This window comes from Rubrivivax benzoatilyticus JA2 = ATCC BAA-35 (assembly GCF_000190375.1).
GTDB classification, from domain to species: Bacteria; Pseudomonadota; Gammaproteobacteria; order Burkholderiales; family Burkholderiaceae_C; genus Rubrivivax; species Rubrivivax benzoatilyticus.
This window is the reverse complement of sequence record NZ_AEWG01000076.1, coordinates 65,283-83,720: the sequence shown is the minus strand read 5'-3', so window position 1 is coordinate 83,720 and position 18,438 is coordinate 65,283. Positions and strand designations below refer to the sequence as shown.

21 protein-coding genes are annotated in these 18,438 nt (G+C 69.4%); 10 read left to right on the top strand and 11 right to left on the bottom strand.

From position 1 onward, the window contains the following. Positions 1-34: 34 nt before the first annotated feature. The 10 genes from bchL (at position 35) to RBXJA2T_RS09395 (ending at position 8,372) form a co-directional block, all read left to right on the top strand. The gene (bchL, locus tag RBXJA2T_RS09440) at positions 35-943 is read left to right on the top strand and encodes a ferredoxin:protochlorophyllide reductase (ATP-dependent) iron-sulfur ATP-binding protein (RefSeq protein ID WP_009857125.1); all 909 of its coding nucleotides are present in this window, start codon (positions 35-37) and stop codon (positions 941-943) included. Positions 944-948: 5 nt separating this feature from the next. Then, on the top strand, positions 949-1,650 hold the full coding sequence (gene bchM, locus RBXJA2T_RS09435; protein ID WP_009857124.1) for a magnesium protoporphyrin IX methyltransferase: 702 nt from the start codon (positions 949-951) through the stop codon (positions 1,648-1,650). Then, positions 1,647-3,095 carry a BCD family MFS transporter gene (locus tag RBXJA2T_RS09430; RefSeq protein ID WP_009857123.1) on the top strand — a complete coding sequence of 483 codons (1,449 nt, stop codon included), beginning with the start codon at positions 1,647-1,649 and terminating at the stop codon, positions 3,093-3,095. The genes bchM and RBXJA2T_RS09430 overlap by 4 nt, the downstream gene beginning before the upstream one ends. 25 nt (positions 3,096-3,120) lie before the next feature. Then, positions 3,121-3,882 carry a photosynthetic reaction center subunit H gene (puhA, locus tag RBXJA2T_RS09425; protein ID WP_009857122.1) on the top strand — a complete coding sequence of 254 codons (762 nt, stop codon included), beginning with the start codon at positions 3,121-3,123 and terminating at the stop codon, positions 3,880-3,882. After that, on the top strand, positions 3,879-4,562 hold the full coding sequence (gene puhB / locus RBXJA2T_RS09420) for a photosynthetic complex putative assembly protein PuhB (protein ID WP_009857121.1): 684 nt from the start codon (positions 3,879-3,881) through the stop codon (positions 4,560-4,562). The genes puhA and puhB overlap by 4 nt, the downstream gene beginning before the upstream one ends. Then, positions 4,559-5,023 carry a photosynthetic complex assembly protein PuhC gene (puhC, locus tag RBXJA2T_RS09415; protein WP_009857120.1) on the top strand — a complete coding sequence of 155 codons (465 nt, stop codon included), beginning with the start codon at positions 4,559-4,561 and terminating at the stop codon, positions 5,021-5,023. The genes puhB and puhC overlap by 4 nt, the downstream gene beginning before the upstream one ends. A gap of 18 nt (positions 5,024-5,041) precedes the next feature. Then, the gene (acsF, locus tag RBXJA2T_RS09410) at positions 5,042-6,118 is read left to right on the top strand and encodes a magnesium-protoporphyrin IX monomethyl ester (oxidative) cyclase (RefSeq protein ID WP_009857119.1); all 1,077 of its coding nucleotides are present in this window, start codon (positions 5,042-5,044) and stop codon (positions 6,116-6,118) included. Between the two features lie 10 nt (positions 6,119-6,128). Then, positions 6,129-6,962 carry a putative photosynthetic complex assembly protein PuhE gene (gene puhE, locus RBXJA2T_RS09405; RefSeq protein ID WP_009857118.1) on the top strand — a complete coding sequence of 278 codons (834 nt, stop codon included), beginning with the start codon at positions 6,129-6,131 and terminating at the stop codon, positions 6,960-6,962. Next, entirely contained in the window at positions 6,952-7,989 is a 1,038-nt protein-coding gene (locus RBXJA2T_RS09400) for a phytoene/squalene synthase family protein (RefSeq protein WP_009857117.1), read from the top strand. Before puhE ends, RBXJA2T_RS09400 begins: the two co-directional genes overlap by 11 nt. 116 nt (positions 7,990-8,105) lie before the next feature. Then, positions 8,106-8,372, top strand: a complete 267-nt coding sequence (locus RBXJA2T_RS09395) for a hypothetical protein (RefSeq protein ID WP_009857116.1) — start codon at positions 8,106-8,108, stop codon at positions 8,370-8,372. Positions 8,373-8,397: 25 nt separating this feature from the next. Here RBXJA2T_RS09395 and RBXJA2T_RS09390 read toward each other — a convergent pair whose 3' ends face one another. From RBXJA2T_RS09390 to bchY, 11 genes are all read right to left on the bottom strand, one after another. Then, complete coding sequence (locus RBXJA2T_RS09390) at positions 8,398-9,240, bottom strand: carotenoid 1,2-hydratase family protein (RefSeq protein WP_510637543.1); 843 nt, start codon at positions 9,238-9,240, stop codon at positions 8,398-8,400. Between the two features lie 5 nt (positions 9,241-9,245). Then, a complete protein-coding gene (gene crtD, locus RBXJA2T_RS09385; protein WP_009857114.1) occupies positions 9,246-10,823 on the bottom strand; it encodes a 1-hydroxycarotenoid 3,4-desaturase CrtD in 1,578 nt (525 codons plus the stop codon). Next, positions 10,816-11,586 (bottom strand): hypothetical protein, encoded by a 771-nt coding sequence (locus RBXJA2T_RS09380; protein WP_029718813.1) that lies wholly within the window; start codon positions 11,584-11,586, stop codon positions 10,816-10,818. The genes crtD and RBXJA2T_RS09380 overlap by 8 nt, the downstream gene beginning before the upstream one ends. 42 nt (positions 11,587-11,628) lie before the next feature. Continuing rightward, the gene (gene pufC / locus RBXJA2T_RS09375; RefSeq protein ID WP_230269218.1) at positions 11,629-12,648 is read right to left on the bottom strand and encodes a photosynthetic reaction center cytochrome PufC; all 1,020 of its coding nucleotides are present in this window, start codon (positions 12,646-12,648) and stop codon (positions 11,629-11,631) included. An 80-nt stretch (positions 12,649-12,728) separates the two neighbouring features. After that, positions 12,729-13,706, bottom strand: coding sequence for a photosynthetic reaction center subunit M (pufM, locus tag RBXJA2T_RS09370; protein ID WP_029718815.1), 978 nt, complete (start codon positions 13,704-13,706; stop codon positions 12,729-12,731). A gap of 19 nt (positions 13,707-13,725) precedes the next feature. Further along, positions 13,726-14,559: a photosynthetic reaction center subunit L gene (gene pufL / locus RBXJA2T_RS09365; protein ID WP_009857110.1), complete on the bottom strand. Its 834-nt coding sequence runs from the start codon at positions 14,557-14,559 to the stop codon at positions 13,726-13,728. Positions 14,560-14,680: 121 nt separating this feature from the next. Further along, positions 14,681-14,884 (bottom strand): light-harvesting antenna LH1, alpha subunit, encoded by a 204-nt coding sequence (gene pufA / locus RBXJA2T_RS09360; protein WP_029718817.1) that lies wholly within the window; start codon positions 14,882-14,884, stop codon positions 14,681-14,683. An 11-nt stretch (positions 14,885-14,895) separates the two neighbouring features. After that, entirely contained in the window at positions 14,896-15,120 is a 225-nt protein-coding gene (locus RBXJA2T_RS09355) for a hypothetical protein (RefSeq protein WP_230269217.1), read from the bottom strand. Positions 15,121-15,155: 35 nt separating this feature from the next. Further along, positions 15,156-15,302 (bottom strand): light-harvesting antenna LH1, beta subunit, encoded by a 147-nt coding sequence (gene pufB / locus RBXJA2T_RS09350; RefSeq protein ID WP_009857107.1) that lies wholly within the window; start codon positions 15,300-15,302, stop codon positions 15,156-15,158. A gap of 135 nt (positions 15,303-15,437) precedes the next feature. Then, a complete protein-coding gene (bchZ, locus tag RBXJA2T_RS09345) occupies positions 15,438-16,901 on the bottom strand; it encodes a chlorophyllide a reductase subunit Z (RefSeq protein WP_009857106.1) in 1,464 nt (487 codons plus the stop codon). Next, positions 16,901-18,433 carry a chlorophyllide a reductase subunit Y gene (gene bchY, locus RBXJA2T_RS09340; protein ID WP_029718818.1) on the bottom strand — a complete coding sequence of 511 codons (1,533 nt, stop codon included), beginning with the start codon at positions 18,431-18,433 and terminating at the stop codon, positions 16,901-16,903. Before bchY ends, bchZ begins: the two co-directional genes overlap by 1 nt. Positions 18,434-18,438: the final 5 nt, after the last annotated feature.

Sequence of the window (18,438 nt, the reverse complement as noted above, 5' to 3'; positions counted from 1 at the left end):
GGGGGCAGTACGCCCGGATGACGGAGACGCAGGCATGAGCACGGCCACGATCTCCCCCAGCCAGATCGGCCGCGGCGGACGCCCGGACGGCGAAGGCAGCGTTCAGGTGCAGATGGAAACCGGCGCCAAGATCGGCAACGCCAAGGTGTTCGCGATCTACGGCAAGGGCGGCATCGGCAAGAGCACGACGTCGAGCAACCTGTCGGTGGCCTTCAGCAAGCTCGGCAAGCGCGTGCTGCAGATCGGCTGCGACCCGAAGCACGACTCCACGTTCACGCTGACCAAGCGCATGGTGCCCACCGTCATCGACGTGCTCGAGACGGTGAACTTCCACCCCGAGGAGCTGCGTGTCGAGGACTTCGTCTTCGAGGGCACCAACGGCGTGATGTGCGTCGAGGCCGGCGGCCCGCCGGCGGGCACCGGCTGCGGCGGCTACGTCGTCGGCCAGACCGTCAAGCTGCTCAAGGAGCACCACCTGCTCGAGGAGACCGACGTCGTCGTCTTCGACGTGCTCGGCGACGTGGTCTGCGGCGGTTTCGCCGCCCCGCTGCAGCACGCCGACCGCGCGCTGATCGTCACCGCCAACGACTTCGACTCGATCTTCGCCGCCAACCGCATCGTCCAGGCGATCGGTGCCAAGGCCAAGAACTACAACGTGCGCCTGGGCGGCATCATCGCCAACCGCTCCGACGCCACCGACCAGATCGACAAGTTCAACGAGCGCATCGGCATGCGCTCGCTGGCGCGCATCCCGGCGCTGGACGTCATCCGCAAGAGCCGGCTGAAGAAGGCCACGCTGTTCGAGATGGAAGAAAGCCCCGAGGTGCTGGCGGTGCAGGCCGAGTACCTGCAGCTCGCCCAGCGCCTGTGGGACGGCGTCGACCCGCTGTACTGCGAGCCGCTGAAGGACCGCGAGATCTTCGACCTGCTGGGCTACGACTGATCGCCATGGACAACACCAGCTATCAGAACCGCCGCGGCGAGGTCGAGCACTACTTCGACCGCACCGCCGCCCAGACCTGGGCGCGGCTGACGTCCGACGCCCCGGTCAGCGGCGTGCGCGCCACCGTGCGCGCCGGCCGCGACCGCATGCGCACGACGCTGCTGTCGTGGCTGCCGCAGGACCTGCGCGGCCGGCGTGTGCTCGACGCAGGCTGCGGCACCGGCGCGGCCTCGATCGAACTCGCGCGCCGCGGCGCCGAGGTCGTCGCGATCGACCTGTCGCCGACGCTGGTCGGCTACGCCCGCGAGCGCCTGCCCGAGTCGCTGGGTCCGGGCTCGATCGACTTCCGCAGCGGCGACATGCTCGATGCGGCGCTGGGCCGCTTCGACCACGTCATCGCGATGGACTCGGTGATCCACTACGACGCGCCGGACGCCGTCGCGGCGCTGTCGCGGCTCGCCGAGCGCACCTCGACCTCGATGGTCTTCACCTTCGCGCCGCGCACCGCGCTGCTGTCGCTGATGTGGACCGTCGGCAAGCTGTTCCCTCGCGGTGACCGCTCGCCGGCCATCGTGCCGGTCGCGCCCGACCAGTTGCGTGCGCTGATGGCCGCGCACCCCGGGCTGAAGGACTGGCAGTGGGGCCGCAGCGAACGCGTCGCCAGCGGCTTCTACACCTCCCAGGCCACGGAGTGGAAACGCTCGTGAAGGCGACCCCGGCCCTGCCCGACCCGCTGCGCGAATGGCTGCAGCGTGTCGTGCCGCGCCTGATGCCTTTTGCCGACGCGGCCAGCCCCGGCCTGCCGCTGTCGCGCCTGCTGCGCCTGGCGCTGTTCCAGGTGTCGGTCGGCCTGGCCACCGCGCTGCTCGTCGGCACGCTCAATCGCGTGATGATCGTCGAGCTGGGCGTGCACGCCTGGATCGTCTCGATGATGGTCGCGCTGCCGATGCTGGCGGCGCCGTTCCGCGCCTTCGTCGGTTTCCGCTCGGACATCCACGCCTCGGTCATCGGCTGGCGCCGCGTGCCCTACATCTGGCTGGGCACGCTGATGCAGTTCGGTGGCCTGGCGATCATGCCGTTCGCGCTGCTGGTGCTGACCGGCCAGGGCCACCTCGGCATGGGCTGGGTCGGCCAGATCTTCGCCGCCGTCGCCTTCCTGCTCGTCGGCGCCGGCCTGCAGACCACGCAGACCACCGGGCTGGCCCTGGCCACCGACCTGGCCAGCGAGGAGTCCCGCCCGCGTGTCGTCGCGCTGATGTACGTGATGCTGCTGGTCGGCCTGGTCGGCGGCGGCATGACCTGCTCGGCCCTGCTGTCGGACTTCTCCGAGCAGCGCCTGGTCGAGGTCGTCCAGGGCGCCGCCGTGCTGACCGTCGCGCTGAACCTGATCGCCGTCTGGAAGCAGGAGGCGCGCGACCCGAACCGCCGCCGCAGCAAGGACCAGCCCGCGCCGGAATTCCGCACCATGTGGCGCGGCTTCATCGAGCAGCCGCAGGCCCGGCGCTTCCTCTGGATGGTCGGCCTGGGCACCGCGGCGTTCAACATGCAGGACATCGTGCTCGAGCCCTACGGCGGCGAGATCCTGAAGCTGAGCGTCGCCGCCACGAGCACGCTGACGGCCCTGCTGGCCGGCGGTGCGCTGGTCGCGTTCGCGCTCGCCGCACGCATGCTGGCGCGCGGCTGGGATCCGCTGCGCGTCGCGGCGCTGGGTGCGGTCTGCGGGCTGCCGGCGTTCGCGCTGGTGGTCTTCGCCGCGCCGATGGATTCACCGGCGATGTTCCGCATCGGCACGGTGATGATCGGTTTCGGAGGCGGTCTGTTCTCGGTCGGCACGCTGACGGCGGCGATGGGAATGGAGCGCAAGGAGCACGTCGGTCTGGCCCTCGGCGCCTGGGGCGCCGTTCAGGCCACGGCTGCCGGCGGTGCGGTTGCAGCCGGCGGCGCGATGCGCGACCTCGTGTCGAGCATGGCGACGCAAGGCCTGCTGGGCCAGGTGCTGGTCAGCCCCGTGACCGGCTACAGCTTCGTGTATCACCTCGAGATGATCCTGCTGTTCGCGGCCCTGGTCGCGATCGGCCCGCTGGTGCGCCGCTCGGGGCGGCGGCAGCAGCCTGACCAAAACCAATTCGGACTGGCCGATTTCCCCGGCTAGCGAGATTCGCGAGAAGGAGAACCCCATGGAATCCGGTGCCATCACATCCTATGTCGACGTTGCGCAGCTCGTGCTGTACGCCTTCTGGGCGTTCTTCGCGGGCCTTTGCTATTACCTGATCCGCGAGAACCATCGCGAGGGCTACCCCGAGATGGACAGCGGCACGGGCCGCGGTGTCATCACCGGCTGGCCGGTCCCCGAGCCCAAGACGTTCAAGCTGGCCGACGGCCACGAGCACGTCGTGCCGAAGGCCGAGCCGTCGCAGGACAACCTCGCCGCCGAACCGGCCCACGGCTGGATCGGTGCCCCGCTGGTCCCGACCGGCAACCCGCTGCTGGCCGGCGTCGGCCCGGGCGCCTGGGCCGAGCGTGCCGACCGTCCCGACACGGACGCCGACGGCAACGCCCGCATCCTGCCGCTGCGCCTCGTCGAAGGTTTCGACGTCGCCAAGCAGGACAGCGACCCGCGCGGCAAGCCGGTCTTCGGCGCCGACGGCGTGCAGGCCGGCACGGTGACCGACCTGTGGGTCGACACGCCGGAAAACCTGTTCCGCTACATCGAGGTCGAGCTGAACGACGGGGCCCGCAAGGTGCTGCTGCCGATCAACTTCGCGATCCTCAAGCGTGACGCGGTCAAGGTCACGGCGCTGCTGGCCGGCCAGTTCGCCGACGTCCCGGCGACCAAGCATCCCGAGCAGGTCACGATGCTCGAGGAAGAGAAGATCTGCGCCTACTACGGCGCCGGCACGCTGTACGCCGAGCCGTCGCGGCAGGAGCCCCTGCTGTGACACACGGCCACCGGCACACCACCGGGCACGAGCACGAATACGAGCCCGTGCACGGACTGCCGGAGGTCCTCCCTGCCGAGGAGCACATCCTCTGGCAGGGCAGTCCTGACTGGCGCGCCCTCGCACGGCGCGCCTTTCACGTGCCTGCGCTGGTGCTGTACTTCGCCGCCGTCCTGGCGGCCCGTGCCGGTTACGTGCTGAGCCAGGGCGGCAGCGCCGGCGACGCACTGCGCGCGCTCGTGCTGCTGCTGCCTCTGGTCGTCTTCGCGCTCGTGCTGATCACCGGGCTCGCCTGGCTGACGGCGCGCGGCGCCGTCTACACCATCACCGACCGGCGCGTGGTCATGCGCATCGGCATCGTGCTGACGGTGACCTTCAACATTCCGTTCAAGCGCATCGCGGCCGCCGGCCTGCGCCGTCATCGCGACGGCAGCGGCGACATCCCGATCACGCTGCTCGGAACGGATCGCATCGCGTATCTGCACCTCTGGCCGCACGCCCGCCCGTGGCGCTACGCCAAGCCGGAGCCGATGCTGCGCTGCGTTCCCGATGCCGAGGCGGTGGCCCGGCAGCTGTCGGAGGCCTGGTCGCGGGCCAACGAGCTGCCCGCCGTGCCTGCCGCGGCGGCCGACGGCAAGCCTGCCGCCGGCAATCTCGCGGGCCAGGGTGCCGCTGCATGAGCGACACCACGTCCCGTTCCAACGACCTGCCCCGCACGCCGCTGATCGCCATCGGCGTGCTGCTCGTGGCCGTCATCGTCGGCGTTGCCGCGGTGCGCCTGAGCGGGCAGTCGATCCGCGCGCCCGACGGCGATGCCGTCGCGACGCGTGCCCTCCGGTTCGAGGATCGACCCGACGGCAGCATCGCCGTCATCGATGCGCGCGACGGCGCGCTGCTCGAATCGGTCCAGGGCGAGGCCGGGTTCCTCCGTGGGGCCCTGCGTGCACTCGCCCGCGAACGCATGAAGCGGGGCCTCGGCCCCGAGCAGGCGTTCGAACTCGTCGCCCGGAACGATGGCCGACTGACGCTGATGGACCCGGCAACGGGTGAGCGCATCGACCTGGAGTCCTTCGGCCCGACCAACGCCGGCGTGTTCGCGCGCCTGCTGAACGTCGAACCCCAGCCGGCTTCGGCCCGCTGAAACACCACGGAGACCCTCATGCTCGCGACCCCGACGATCGAATCACCCGAAGAGGCCGCCCGCCGGGCCAAGGAGAGCACGCTCCTGAGCCCGCGCTTCTACACCACGGACTACGCCGCGATGAACGCGATCGACGTCTCGTCGATCCGCGCGGAATGGGACGCGATGCTGGCCGAGTACGAGGGCGACAACAACCACGACCACTTCCAGCGCACGCCCGAGTTCGCGCAGGAGGTGGCCGAGCGTTTCTCCCAGGTGTCTCCGGAACTGCGCCAGGAGTTCCTGGACTTCCTGATCTCGTCGGTGACCTCCGAGTTTTCGGGCTGCGTGCTCTACAACGAGATCCAGAAGAACGTCGAGAACCCGGACGTCAAGGCGCTGATGCGCTTCATGGCGCGCGACGAGTCGCGCCACGCGGGCTTCATCAACCAGGCGCTGCGCGATTTCGGCCTGGGCATCGACCTGGGCGGCCTGAAGCGCACCAAGGCGTACACGTACTTCAAGCCGAAGTACATCTTCTACGCGACCTACCTGTCCGAGAAGATCGGCTACGCGCGCTACATCACGATCTACCGCCAGCTCGAACGCCACCCCGACAAGCGCTTCCACCCGATCTTTCGCTGGTTCGAACGCTGGTGCAACGACGAATTCCGCCACGGCGAATCGTTCGCGCTGATCCTGCGTGCCAACCCGCACCTGGTCTCGGGCGCCAACCTTCTGTGGGTGCGTTTCTTCCTGCTCGCCGTCTACACGACGATGTACGTGCGCGACCACATGCGGCCGCTGCTTCACGAGGCGATGGGGCTGGAGTCGACCGACTACGACTACCGCGTGTTCGAGATCACCAACGAGATCTCCAAGCAGGTCTTCCCGATCTCGCTGGACATCGACCATCCGGCCTTCCGTGCCGGCATGGAGCGCCTGGTGCGCGTGAAGACGGCGTTCGACGCCGCGAAGAAGCGGGGCGGCCTCGTCGGCCGCCTGCAGCAGGGTGTCTGGGCCGTGGCGGGTGCCGCGACCTTCGCCCGCATGTACCTGATCCCGGTGCGCCGTCACGCGCTGCCGGCGCAGGTGCGCATGGCACCGGCATGGTGAAAGCGAGGACATGATGCTGAGCGTGGCGATCCCGGTGCTGTTCGCGGTGTTCGTCTGGTGGTTCAGCACCGGGCTGATCCTGCTGCTGGACGGTCTGCCGCGGAAGACCTTCCGCTGGAGCCTGGTCATCTCGACCGCTCTGGCGGTGACGGCCTTCGGCGCCCTGGTCCACACCGCCGGCAACACGACGCCGGCCGACGCGTACTGCGCCTTCACCTGCGCGCTGCTGGTCTGGGGCTGGCACGAGCTGGCCTTCCTGACCGGCTGGATCACCGGCCCGCGCAAGACCGCGACGCCGCCCGGCGCGAGCACCTGGACACGCTTCATCCACGCCATCCAGGCCATCCTGTGGCACGAGATCGCGATCATCGGCGTCGGCATCGCGATCATCGCCGTCACCTGGGGCGAGCCCAACCAGGTCGGCACCTGGACCTACCTCGTGCTCTGGACGATGCGCGCCAGCGCCAAGCTGAACCTGTTCCTGGGCGTGCGCAACCTGAGCGAGGAGTTCCTGCCGGAGCACCTGAAGTACCTCGTCAGCTTCTTCCGTCGGCGCGCGATGAACCTGCTGTTCCCGATCTCGGTCACCGTGCCGACGATCGTGGCCGGCCTGATGGTCCAGGAGGCGCTGCTGCCCGGCACCAGCCCGGCGATGCATGTCGGCCTGCTGCTCGTGGCCACGATGCTCGGCATGGCCGTCATCGAGCACTGGATGATGGTGCTGCCGCTGCCCGTCGCCGCGCTGTGGCGCTGGGCGCTGCGTTCGCGCGAACCGGGGGAGCCGCGCGACCCGCCGCCGATGCTGGTGCCCCCGCCCGACAACAACCTGCTCCATGCCCGCTGACTTGCGCGTCTCGACCGAACTGCAGGCCTGCCGCGAACTGATGCGCGGCGGCTCCAAGTCCTTCTTCGCCGCCTCGCTGCTGCTGCCGCAACGCGTGCGCGCGCCGGCCACCGCGCTGTACGCGTTCTGCCGCGTCGCCGACGACGCCGTCGATCTGAGCGGCGACCCGCACGCCGCGATGGCCGAGCTGCGGTCGCGGCTGGACAAGGTCTACGCCGGCACGCCCGAGCCGATCGCCGCCGACCGCGCGCTGGCCTGCACCGTGCACCGGCACGGCCTGCCGCGCGTGCTGCTCGACGCGCTGCTCGAAGGTTTCCTCTGGGACGCCGAGGGCCGCCGCTACGAGACCGTCGCCGACGTCGAGGCCTACGGCGCACGCGTCGCCGGCACCGTCGGCGCCGCGATGGCGGTGATCATGGGCGTGCGCTCGCCGCAGGCGCTGGCCCGGGCCTGCGAGCTGGGCGTGGCGATGCAGTTCACGAACATCGCGCGCGACGTCGGCGAAGACGCCCGCAACGGCCGCCTGTACCTGCCGCGGCAGTGGCTGCGCGAGGCCGGACTGGACGTCGACGCCTGGCTGAAGAACCCCGTGCACTGCCCCGAGGTGGCGCAGACCGTGCGCCGGCTGCTGCGGGCTGCCGACGAGCTGTACGAACGCTCCGAGCACGGCATCGCCGCGCTGCCGCGCGACTGCCGCCCGGCGATCCGCGCCGCCCGGCTGGTCTACGCCGAGATCGGCCACCGCCTCGAGCGCGACGGCCTGGATTCGGTCAACCGCCGGGTCGTCGTGCCGGCCCGCCGCAAGGCCGCGCTGATGGCCGTCGCCGCGTCCGCGGCGCTGAACAGCCCCGGGCGGGCCCACGCCTCGATCCCGCCGCTGCCGGCCATCCAGTACCTGGTGGACGCCTCGGTCGCCTCGACCTCCGGCGCCTCGGCCACCCACCGCCCGCTGCCGCGCTCGTTCAACGAGCGGCTGGGCTGGGTGCTCGAGCTGATGGAACGCCAGGCGGCACGCCGCGGCGTCTGAAGGCGGCGCACCGGCGCCCGATGTTCGCGGGATTGCGGCCGACAATGATCAAGACCGCGTCCCGCGCCGTGCACAACTTGCGCGACGCCGACGGCGAAGCGCGCTAGATTGTCACCATGCTCGAGAAGGTATTCGCCGCGATCGGTCTGGCCGTCTGCATGGCCCTGCTGCTGGGCATGCTGGTCGGCCGCCAGCGTGTGAGCGCGATGCTGCAACGCACGCGCAGCGCCTGGCGCTGGAGCCGCCAGCGCCGGCACGCCGAGCGCGAAGCGGTCGAGGTCATCGAACGCGCCCGCCGCGGGGCCCCGAACGTCAAGCGCGAGGGCAACGTCTACCGCCCCAGCTCGTTCAACGGCCGCCGCGCCGACGACCACCAGGAATGAGCCGGCCCCCCGGCCGGCCCCGCCGTCACCCCCGGCGCGGCATGCGCCAGGGCAGCATCAGCCGCACCGGCAGCGTGATCACGCGCGGCAGCAGCATGGTCTCGTGCACCGAGGTCACGACCTCGCCGAGCAGCCCCGAACGCACCATCGAGCGCGCGTAGAACGGCGTGTCCTCGAGCGTCTGCTCGACGACCGCCGGCACCCCCGGCTCGGTGCGCATCGTGCGGCCGATGCGCCACAGCGTCGTCGGCAACGGCTGGCGCGGCGGCGCCTCGAAGCTCTCGGTGCTGCCGTCGAGCAGGAAGCGTTCGGCGATGACGCGGTCACCGTCGCGCTTCTGGCGCACGTCGTAGATCACCGCGGTGCTGCCGTCGGCCATCGTCGCGCGCGACCAGTCCCATTCGTGGAACGGCCGGTCGATCGGCTCGTCGCCCTCGTTCGAGTCGAGGTAGGCGTGGCCGCTCCAGCGCACGCGCGGGCTGTCGAGTTCGACCTCGATGCGGCTGCACGGCGCGATCGGGCCCCAGCGGTGGCGCCCGCCGCTGTCCAGCGAGGTGACGAAGCGGCACAGCGCCTTCGGCCAGACCCGCACCCTGCCCTTCACGCGGCGCGGGATCGGCACGCCGATCTCGTCGAACTCGACGAGCAGCGATTCGCCGTCCCAGTGCAGCCGGCTCGGGCCGATGACGAACTCGTCGCGGCTGCGGCGCATCCAGCGCCGGCCGCGTTCGGTCATCGTCCAGCGCTTGCCGGCGTCGCCGTACAGCGCGAGGTTCAGCGCGCAGTGGTTCTCCGGGTCGGCGCGGTCGGCGTTCGGGCCGCCGGCCCAGGCGTAGTAAGGCGAGAAGACGCTGCCGACGAAGGCGATGAAGGTCAGGCCATGCCGCCCGTCGTCGCTGACCGCGTCGACATACCACCAGAGATAACCACCCGGCGGGACCGGCTGGTCGAATCGAGGTGCGCCATCAGCGTCTCGGCCGCCAACCGGCCGGACATCGCCGCCATCGGCACGCCCGGCCCCGGGTGGACACTCCCGCCCGCCAGATACAGCCCCGGCAGCCGGCTCGTCGACGACGCCCGATGGAACGAGGACATCCAGCCGTGTGTCGCCGGGCCGTAGAGCGCTCCCCCCGTCGCCGGGAACAGCCGCTCGAAGTCCGCCGGCGTCACCAGCCGGTGCGTCTGCGGGCTCCACTCGATCGACAGGCCGCACTCGCGCATCAGCGCCAGACTCCGCTGCTCGCATGGTTCGGTCTCCGAAACGTCGAAGGGTCGCCGGTCCCCGTCGGCTGGTGCATTGACCAGGCACAGCAGGCGCTCGGGGGCGTCCGACCCGATTCCTTCGTCGGTGCGATCCTGCGCACAGACGTAGACGGTGCCGCGCCGCGGCAGGCGGCGCTGGCGGAAGATGTCGTCGAACTCGGACGCGTAGTCCTCGTCGAAGAACACGTTGTGGCGCACCAGCGGGAAGCCGCTGGTGCGCGCGTTGACCAGCCAGGTCAGCGCCGACAGCGAGCGCCGCGCCGGCGCGACCGGCGCCGACGCCCGCCGCGCCGGGTCGCCTAGCAACCCCTGGGCCAGCGCGTTGACGTCGCCGTTGAACACCACCGAGTCGGCGGCGATCTCCTCGCCGTCGGACAGGCGCACGCCGACGGCGCGGCCATCGCGCACCAGCACCTGCTCGCAGCCGCAGCCGTAGCGCAGCTTGACGCCGCGCGCCTCGGCCAGCGCCGAGAAGGCCCGGGCGACGGCATGCATGCCGCCCTCGACGGCCCAGACGCCGTCGAGTTCGACCTGGGCGACGAGCATCAGCGTCGCCGGCGCCATCCAAGGCGACGCGCCGCAGTAGGTCGCGTAGCGCGCGAACAGCTGCTGCAGCTTCGGGTCGCGGAAGTGCCGCGACAGCGAGCGCCAGAGATTGGAGAACGGCCCGATCTGCATCAGCACCATCAGGCCGCGCGGGCCCAGGTCGCCGACCATGCTGCCGAGCGTCGGGCGCTCGGAGCGGATGTACGGGCCCTCGAGATGGTCGTAGAGCTGGCGAGCCTGGCGGCAGAAGCCGAGGAAACGCTGGGCCTCCTGCGGGCCGCTGAACTCGCCGATCGCCTCGGCGGAGCGCTGGATGTCGGCGAACAGGTCCAGGCGGGGCTCGTGCCCGCGCCAGGCGTGGCGTGCGAGCACGCCCAGCGGCTGCAGCTTCAGGTGGTCCTCGACCCTGGCGCCGGCGGCGGCGAAGATCTGGTCGAAGACCCAGCGCATCGTGAAGACCGTCGGGCCGGCGTCCACCGGCGCGCCGTCGACCATCACCTGGCGCATCTTGCCGCCCGGCGTCGCCGACTTGTCGACGAGCGTGACGTCGAGCCCGCGTGCGGCCAGCAGCAACGCGCTGGTCAGCCCGGCGATGCCGGCGCCGACGACGACGACACGATGGGTGCGGGAGACATCAGCCATAACGGCGCCCCTTCCAGACGCCTTCGATCGCCAGCGGCACGAAGCGCACGAACATCGATTCGGAGAAGAAGTCGCGCGAGGCCTGGATCGCGCGCTGGTGCGCGCCGGTGCGCGCGTAGGCGTCCATCGCGGCGACGCTGTCCCAGACACTGAAGGTGGCCTGGCGCAGGAACGGCGCCTCGCCCAGGCCGACGGCCAGCCGGCAGCCACTCGCGCGCTCGAGCGAAACCTGCGAAGGCCCGGCGTTGGGCCAGAAACGGTGCGCCCGCGACAGCCGGATCGACGCTCGCGTCAGCGCCGCGACCGGGCCGTCCACCGGCGCCGGTGCGCCGACACGCGGCTGCTGGCCATCCCAGGTGCCGCGCGCCGCGTACGGCCGCGCCTTGACGATGCAGAGCTCGCGCGCGTGGCGGCGGTATTCCTGGACGAGCTCGGAGTGCCCGATGAAAGCATCGGCCGCGGCCTCGTCCTCGAAAAGCACGAAAAGGCCCTGGCGCGTGGCGCTGGGCCGCAGCCCGAAGCCGCCTTCGTAGCCGGTGCCGAGTTGCTTGGCGAAGCGGGCGCCAGGCTCGCGACGGGCTGGCGCCCTGCCGGCGATGAAACGCCCGTAACCCCACAGCCGCGAGGCGGGCGCCACGTCGATGAGCAGCAGAACGAGCACGTCGCCACCGGCGGTGACCCGCGGCAACGCCTCGCTCGACAAAGAAGAAGCCGCCGGGGCCTGTTGCGAGGCGCCGGCGGCAATGCTGAGTTCGTTCGTCATGCGGAACGGCCGCGGCGGGTGCCGCGGCCGCCGTTCAACACGTCACTTCGCGGCGGTGGCCACCGTGGCGACCGGAGCAGCCGACGCGGCGGCGTCGACCGGAGCGGCTTCCACGGCAGAGGCGGCGGGGGCCGCCGGAGCCGGCTTCAGGCCCGGGTAGTCCTTGGCCATCTGCGCGCCGTACAGCGGCTTGTAGGCGCCCTGGTGGCAAGTGGCGCAGTTGATCTTCGCCACGTCCCCGGTGGGGCCCAGCCGGTGGGCCGGGAAGGCCGAGGTCAGCCCTTGCATGAAGTTGTTGTTGAGGTCACGCGCCATGCGGATGCCGTACCAGGCCGTCGCGCGTTGCGGCGCGGCGTTCTCCCAACTGCCGAAGCCGTTGGTGTTGTGGCAGTACGTGCAATTGACACCCAGCGCGCCCGAGAAGTGCATCATCAGACCGTAGCTCTTCTCGGCCTGCTTGATGTCGGCCGTCGAAGTGCCCGCCGGCAGCGCCGTCGTCGCGTAGATCCGGACGTTCGTGTCTTCCTTCAGGAAGGTCGTGAACGGGTCGTACGGCAGCGAGGTCAGCCCGACGACCTTGGCGGCCTGGTTCTGGCCGTCGAGGTTGCCGATGAAGTCCGAACGCTTGTTCTGCGGCGCAGCGGTGAACCAGATCTCCTTCGGGACCGGCTGACCACGGTGGCAGGTGTAGCAGGTGACGCCGGTAGCGGCGACGTGCTGCGTCCACTGGGCGTTGATCTTCTGCGTCATCTCGAGCATCCGACGCGAGACGACCTTCTGGTACTTCGAGTCGTCGGCGAGGTTCTCGGTATGGCAGTAGTTGCAGCCCTCGGTCGGCGACACCCATTCGGTGATCGCCGCCATCTGCCGCGTGAACTCCGCGACCGACAGGTGGCCCAGAACCTTGACGTTCTGGAACACCTGATTGGCGCGCGGGCCCGAATCGTCGGCCACCGGCGTTGCCACCGGGGCTTGCTGAGTCGGGATCTGCTCGGCCAGCGTGCGCGGGTTGACGATGTGCTGCATGCCGGTGCCGCGGTAGCCCCGCTGCACCGATTCCACCGGCGGACGCTCGCATCCCGCGAGCAGGACCGCCGCGGTCACGGCGACGGTAAGGGTCGTAAAACGAGCCGCGAGTGCCATCACTTGACTCCCTGCAGGGTGGCGGGGTCGATCGTGGGCGCGAACACCGCCGGGTAGGCCGGTGCCACGCCGTGTTTCACGGCCCACAGATACCAGTTGTCGACGACGGTACCCGACAGCAGGATGCCGATGCCGCCGCACAGCGGGCAAAGCACGGCGAACCACCACGCCCAGCGGTGGATCGACTCGGTCGTCGCGTTGAAGCCCATCGTCCAGCGCCAGAACAGCTGGGCGCGTTCCGAGGCGGTGCCACGGTCGGCGATCTGCTCCAGTTCACGCTCGCCACCGAAGCGGCTGACGGCCAGGATCGTCGCACCGTGCATCGCGAACAGAAGCGTCGCGCCGTACAGGAAGGCGATCGAGAGCGCGTGGAACGGGTTGTAGAACAGGTTGCCGTAGCGCAGCGAGAACGCGGCGGTCCAGTCCAGGTGCGGGAAGATGCCGAACGGCACACCTTCCGACCAGCTGCCCATGGCGATCGGGCGGATGAAGCCCAGGACCAGGTACAGCCAGATGGCCGCAGCGAAGGCCCAGGCGACGTGCGTGCCCATGCCCAGGGCGCGGGCCCGGGTGTACATGCGAACCCACCACAGCAGGATCGAGATCGTCAGGAACAGACCGGCCATCAGCCACCAGCCACCGTCGTTCAGCGGCGGCAGGTTCAGGCCGTACTTCGGAGACGGCGGCTCCAGCGCCAGCCAGAAGAACTGGCGGCCGAACTCGATCGGGTTCCAGCCGACCTGGGCCAGCATGTTGAAGCCCATGATCATGATCGCCAGCGCGCCGAAGACCGCCGACAGGATGCCCAGGGGACCGAGGTAGATCGGCCCGATCTGCGCCATGCCCAGACGACCCAGCAGGTGGATCTGCCAAGGCTTCTTGCCGGTGCGCGGGCTGTCCCTCTCGGGCAGCGGCACACCCATGTGCGCCGGTCCTGCGACCTGCACACGCGTGAAGATGTTTTGATACTCAGCCATTGGGTTTCTCCTGAGCAGCTCAGTTGAGCGGCCACTGACTCCAGACGGGCAGATTCAGCCACCAGCCCCACCACTCCGGCCAGCCGCGGGTCCAGAACGGACCGCTGATCACGATACAGACCGCGCTCCAGAAGGCCGCCGACAGCGCCAGGAACAGACCCAGGCGGTGGATACCCAGCGAACCGATCGAATAACCGACCGCGTCGCGGAAGAACGTGTCTTCGTGGTCCGTCGTCTTCATCGGCTCACCCTTCTTCGGGTTGGCCGCCGACAGGATCAGGCCACCGTGCATCGACATCGCCAGCGTCGTCGTAAAGAAGAACGAGATCGCCAGCATGTGTGCCGGGTTGTAGTGGAAGTGCAGATATTGGTAGCCCACGTTCGACACCCAGTCCAGATGGCTGAAGATGCCGTACGGGAAGCCATGGCCCCAAGCGCCCATGAGAACCGGGCGGATGACGACCAGCGTGACGTAGGCCAGGATCGCGAAACTGAATGCGATCGGCACGTGGTACTGCATGCCGAGCTTGCGGCAGATCTCGACTTCACGCAGCGCCCAAGAGACGAATGCCCCGATGGCGCACACCGTGATGATCTGCCAGAGACCGCCTTCCATCAGCGGTGCCACGCCCAGCCCGTACTTCAGGTCAGGGGGCGCAATACTGATCTGCCAAAGATTCCACGTCGGCCCCTGCGAAGCGCCCCAGATGATCAACGCGGTTCCCAGGACCGAGAAGAAGAGCGTCGTCACGCCGAAGAAACCGACGTAGAACGGTCCGACCCAGAAGTCGAAGAGATCGCCCCCGACCAGCGTGCCGCCGCGCACCCGGTATTTCTTCTCGAAACTCAGCATTGCCATATTGATTCCTCCAACCGACGGGTCGCCACCGACAACCCGAACGGCGAGTTTGTTGTTGCAGCGGGTCGAAACCGGTCAAGACCGGTCTCGCCCGCATGCACTGGCGTGGCGCTTTTTACTTCGCCTGCGCCAGGGACGTCACTTCGGCAGGAACCGGGGCAACAGCCGTCGCCGCCGGCGCCTTCTTCGCGCCGTCCATCCAGTTGTACTTGTTCGTGCCCAGCAGCATCAGGTGAATCAGAACGGCGAGACCGAGAAGGAACACCGCCTGGGCCACCATGGCGCGCATCGGATCGAACAGACGCCAAATTCTCCACATAATCCAAGCTCCTATAGCAAATGCGACATGAAGGTATAAACCGCTGCCTTGACGCCGCCAAAAATAGATTTCACACCTTCAGCACCCGGCAACCAGGAACGCCAGTGCCAACCAAGCAATTGCCCGATGAGGGCAATGATCAGAAACGCCACGTAGCTGAGCGCGAAGATGATCCAGAAACTTCTGGAGTCACCCGCCGCGACCGGCTTCGGCATTGCAGATTCAAGATGGGCCATAACGCTCCCCAATGACGGGTCAAGCTATCAGGTACTTAGAGCCAGGGACGCCAGACCCAGACCAGGAAGTGAGCGACCACGGCGACCGCCGTGAAACCCACGAAACCCTGAACCCAGAACTTGTGGAACTCCTGGGCCTCGTCGTCGGTAAGCCCGGAGATCGAGCCCTTTCTTTCAGCCATGAGGAAACTCCTTCATAAGCGGCCAGATGGCCGCGTGCGCACAAGACCCGCGCACGGTGGGCAGCCGCGGCAGAGTGCCACGACATTCGGTTTGTCCACTGATCGCGGACAGGAACTGGTGAATGGAGCCCTTGATCACGCGGGCTCCTTCTGGCCGAGCAGCTGGCGCACGCGGGCCGCGGTGACGCGTTCCTCGCCGGCGGCGCCGGCTTCGCGTTCGGCGCGGTCGCGCAGCTGCTTGGCAGCGGAAATCTGGACCAGCACCGGCTGGCGGGCGACGTAGTCGCGCAGCACCTGCTGGGCCTCGTCGTCCCAGGGCCTGGAGTCGCCGCGGCGCGACGGCGTCGCGTCGATGCGGTCGAGCTCGGTGCCCAGCGGCAGGATGTTGAACAGCGCGTCGAAGAGCGCGTTGCAGAACTCCTGCACCAGGTAGGTCGCGCCGGCGTAGCCCATGAAGGGCGTGCCGGTGTGACGGCGGATGATCGCGCCGGGGAACGAGGCCGGAATATAGGCCGGCTTCGGACCATGGCCCGAGGTCGTTTCCGCCAGGTACATGCGCTCGTTGTAGCTGCCGAAGAGCACCAGCGGCGTCTTCGAGTGCACCAGCTCGCGCACGCTTTCGTTGTCGGTCTTCTCGCCGGCCTTGCGGGCGACGGCGAAGTTGCACGGCAGGCCCAGCTCGTCTTCGAGGAAGTGGCGGATGCCGCGGGCGTAGGTCTCGCCGGCGACGATGCCGAAGTTGGCGGTGCCGAAGAAGTCCTGCGTCACCGAGCGCCACAGATCCCAGATCGGCTTGAGCGTGGTGTGCTTCTCGCGCTCGATGAAGGGCTCGGGGTCCAGGTTCAGCAGGCGGCCGAGCTCGCGCAGGAACGCGGTCGTGCTGTGCATGCCGATCGGCGCCTGCAGGTACGGGCGCTCCAGCGCCTCGCACAGCATGCGGCCGTACTCGCGGTACATGCAGACGTTGACGTCGGCGTCGACCAGCTTGGGCACGTCGGCCAGGTGGCTGCCGAGCGGGAACACCATGTTCACCTCGGCACCGATGCCTTCGACCAGGCGGCGGATCTCGGCCAGGTCGCTCGGCATGTTGAAGGTGCCGTAGCTCGGGCCGATGATGTTCACGCGTGGCTTCTCGCCGGCCGGGCGCTGCTCGAACGGGGTGCGCTGCGGGATCTTGCGCAGGCCGTACTCGCTCCACAGCCAGAACATCGCGCGGTTGGCGCATTGCCACTGGTCTTCGTCGATCGTGCGCGGCAGGAAACGCTGGATCGTCGTGCCTTCGGGCGTCACGCCGCCGCCGATCATCTCGGCGATCGAGCCGGTGACGACGACGGCCGGGAGGTCCGGGTCGAGCGCCGCGTGGGCGCGCTTCATCGCGCCTTCGGTGCCTTCGCGGCCCAGTTCCTCTTCGCCGAGACCGGTGACGACGATCGGCAGCTCGTGCGGCGGCAGCGCGTCGGTGTAGTGCAGCACGGCGGTGGCCGGCAGGTTCTCGCAGCCCACCGGGCCGTCGATGACGACCTGCAGCCCCTTGATCGCGGTGAAGACGTACACCGCGCCCCAGTAGCCGCCCGCGCGGTCGTGGTCGATCACGTACATCAGATCATCTCCTCGGCCTTGCGGCGCTTCTGGAGCTTGATGACCTGACGGCGCGTGTCGGCCCGGAACTCGGGGCGCGACTGCGGAACGTCTTCCCAGACACCGGCGTTGTCGCCGGTGCCGACCTCGCCGAAGAACTCGCGCATCTGCTGGAAGCGCGACTTGTTGGCGATGGCCGCGTTGATGACCTGGGCCAGCGAACCAGCCCCGGCCGGGCCCATCAGCGGACGCGCGGAGATCAGGTTCGTGAAGTACAGCGCGGGGATCGTCGCCTGCTTGGCGGCCTGCACGACCGGCGTCGTGCCGATCGCCAGGTCGGGGCGGCATTCGCGCACCGCGGCGATGTCCTGCTCGAGCGAGGCGCGGTACTGCACGTGCACGCCGCGCGCCTGCAGCCATTCGAGGTCGGGCGCGCTCCAGGGCGTCTTCGGGCAGGCGGTGCCGACATAGGGCACCTCGGCGCCGCTCTCGACGAGCAGGCGCGCGACCAGCAGCTCCGAGCCTTCGTAGCCGGAGACGACGACACGGCCCTTGATCGGCGTGGCGGCCAGCGCGCCCTTGATCGCGCGAAGCCACTTGTTCTTCGACGCGTCGATCATCGCCTGCGGCACGTTGCAGGCGCGGCCGACGGCCTGCAGCCAGGCTTCGGTGCCATCGTGACCGACCGGTGCGGAAGCCACGATCGGGCGACCGGCGGTCTCGAACTCGCGCACGCTGGCGGTGTAGAACGGGTGGATCGCGGCGACGGCGGCGCAGTCCAGCGCGGCATACAGCTCGCGCCACTCACGCGTCGGCACCACCGGGCCGGCGGCCAGGCCCATCGGCTCGAGCATCATGCCGATGCCCACCGGGTCGGCCGGGAACATCTCGCCGAGCAGCGTGACGGTCGGCTTCTCGCTGACGCCGCCGCGCGGCGCGGCCACCGGGCCGGCCTCGGCTTCGCCACGCGCCACGCGCAGCATCGCGCCGGCGAGCACGTCCTTGGCTTCGGCGTGCGTCGGCACGCCGAAACCCGGCACGTCGATGCCGATGATGCGCACGCCGTCGATTTCCTTGGGCAGCAGGCGCAGCGGCACGCCCGAGGCACTGGGCACGCAGAGGTTGATGACGACGACGGCGTCGTACTGCTTCGGGTCGGCGAGCTTGTGGACGGCCTCGCGGATGTCCTCGAACAGCTTGCCGGTGACCAGCGTCTCGCTGCTGAACGGCACGTAGCCGATCGAGCGGCGCGCGCCGTAGAAGTGGGCCGTGAAGCTCAGGCCGTAGACACAGCAGGCCGAGCCCGACAGCACGGTCGCGGTGCGGCGCATGCGCAGGCCGACACGCAGCGAACCGAAGGCCGGGCACATGCTCTGCGGCTGGTCGTGCGGGCCGGCGCCTTCGGGCATCGGATAGTCGCGGGCGTACTGCTGCAGCATCTCGCCGTTGCCCGAAGCGGCGGCCGCGGCCAGCATCTGTTCCCGACCCGCGTGGCAACCCAGGCCGTCGTCGGCCACGGGCGCACCAGGATTGGAGACGTGTTGCTCGCTCATCGCGG

Excerpts from the sequence above, each read along its gene's own strand:
- bchY (WP_029718818.1), bottom strand. The coding sequence starts at position 18,433 with ATGAGCGAGCAACACGTCTCCAATCCTGGTGCGCCCGTGGCCGACGAC.
- puhC (WP_009857120.1), top strand. The coding sequence starts at position 4,559 with ATGAGCGACACCACGTCCCGTTCCAACGACCTGCCCCGCACGCCGCTG.
- pufB (WP_009857107.1), bottom strand. The coding sequence starts at position 15,302 with ATGGCTGAAAGAAAGGGCTCGATCTCCGGGCTTACCGACGACGAGGCC.
- RBXJA2T_RS09380 (WP_029718813.1), bottom strand. The coding sequence starts at position 11,586 with ATGACGAACGAACTCAGCATTGCCGCCGGCGCCTCGCAACAGGCCCCG.
- bchL (WP_009857125.1), top strand. The coding sequence starts at position 35 with ATGAGCACGGCCACGATCTCCCCCAGCCAGATCGGCCGCGGCGGACGC.
- crtD (WP_009857114.1), bottom strand. The coding sequence starts at position 10,823 with ATGGCTGATGTCTCCCGCACCCATCGTGTCGTCGTCGTCGGCGCCGGC.
- pufA (WP_029718817.1), bottom strand. The coding sequence starts at position 14,884 with ATGTGGAGAATTTGGCGTCTGTTCGATCCGATGCGCGCCATGGTGGCC.
- pufL (WP_009857110.1), bottom strand. The coding sequence starts at position 14,559 with ATGCTGAGTTTCGAGAAGAAATACCGGGTGCGCGGCGGCACGCTGGTC.
- puhA (WP_009857122.1), top strand. The coding sequence starts at position 3,121 with ATGGAATCCGGTGCCATCACATCCTATGTCGACGTTGCGCAGCTCGTG.
- puhE (WP_009857118.1), top strand. The coding sequence starts at position 6,129 with ATGATGCTGAGCGTGGCGATCCCGGTGCTGTTCGCGGTGTTCGTCTGG.
- RBXJA2T_RS09400 (WP_009857117.1), top strand. The coding sequence starts at position 6,952 with ATGCCCGCTGACTTGCGCGTCTCGACCGAACTGCAGGCCTGCCGCGAA.
- RBXJA2T_RS09355 (WP_230269217.1), bottom strand. The coding sequence starts at position 15,120 with ATGGCCCATCTTGAATCTGCAATGCCGAAGCCGGTCGCGGCGGGTGAC.
- acsF (WP_009857119.1), top strand. The coding sequence starts at position 5,042 with ATGCTCGCGACCCCGACGATCGAATCACCCGAAGAGGCCGCCCGCCGG.
- pufM (WP_029718815.1), bottom strand. The coding sequence starts at position 13,706 with ATGGCTGAGTATCAAAACATCTTCACGCGTGTGCAGGTCGCAGGACCG.
- RBXJA2T_RS09395 (WP_009857116.1), top strand. The coding sequence starts at position 8,106 with ATGCTCGAGAAGGTATTCGCCGCGATCGGTCTGGCCGTCTGCATGGCC.
- bchZ (WP_009857106.1), bottom strand. The coding sequence starts at position 16,901 with ATGTACGTGATCGACCACGACCGCGCGGGCGGCTACTGGGGCGCGGTG.
- bchM (WP_009857124.1), top strand. The coding sequence starts at position 949 with ATGGACAACACCAGCTATCAGAACCGCCGCGGCGAGGTCGAGCACTAC.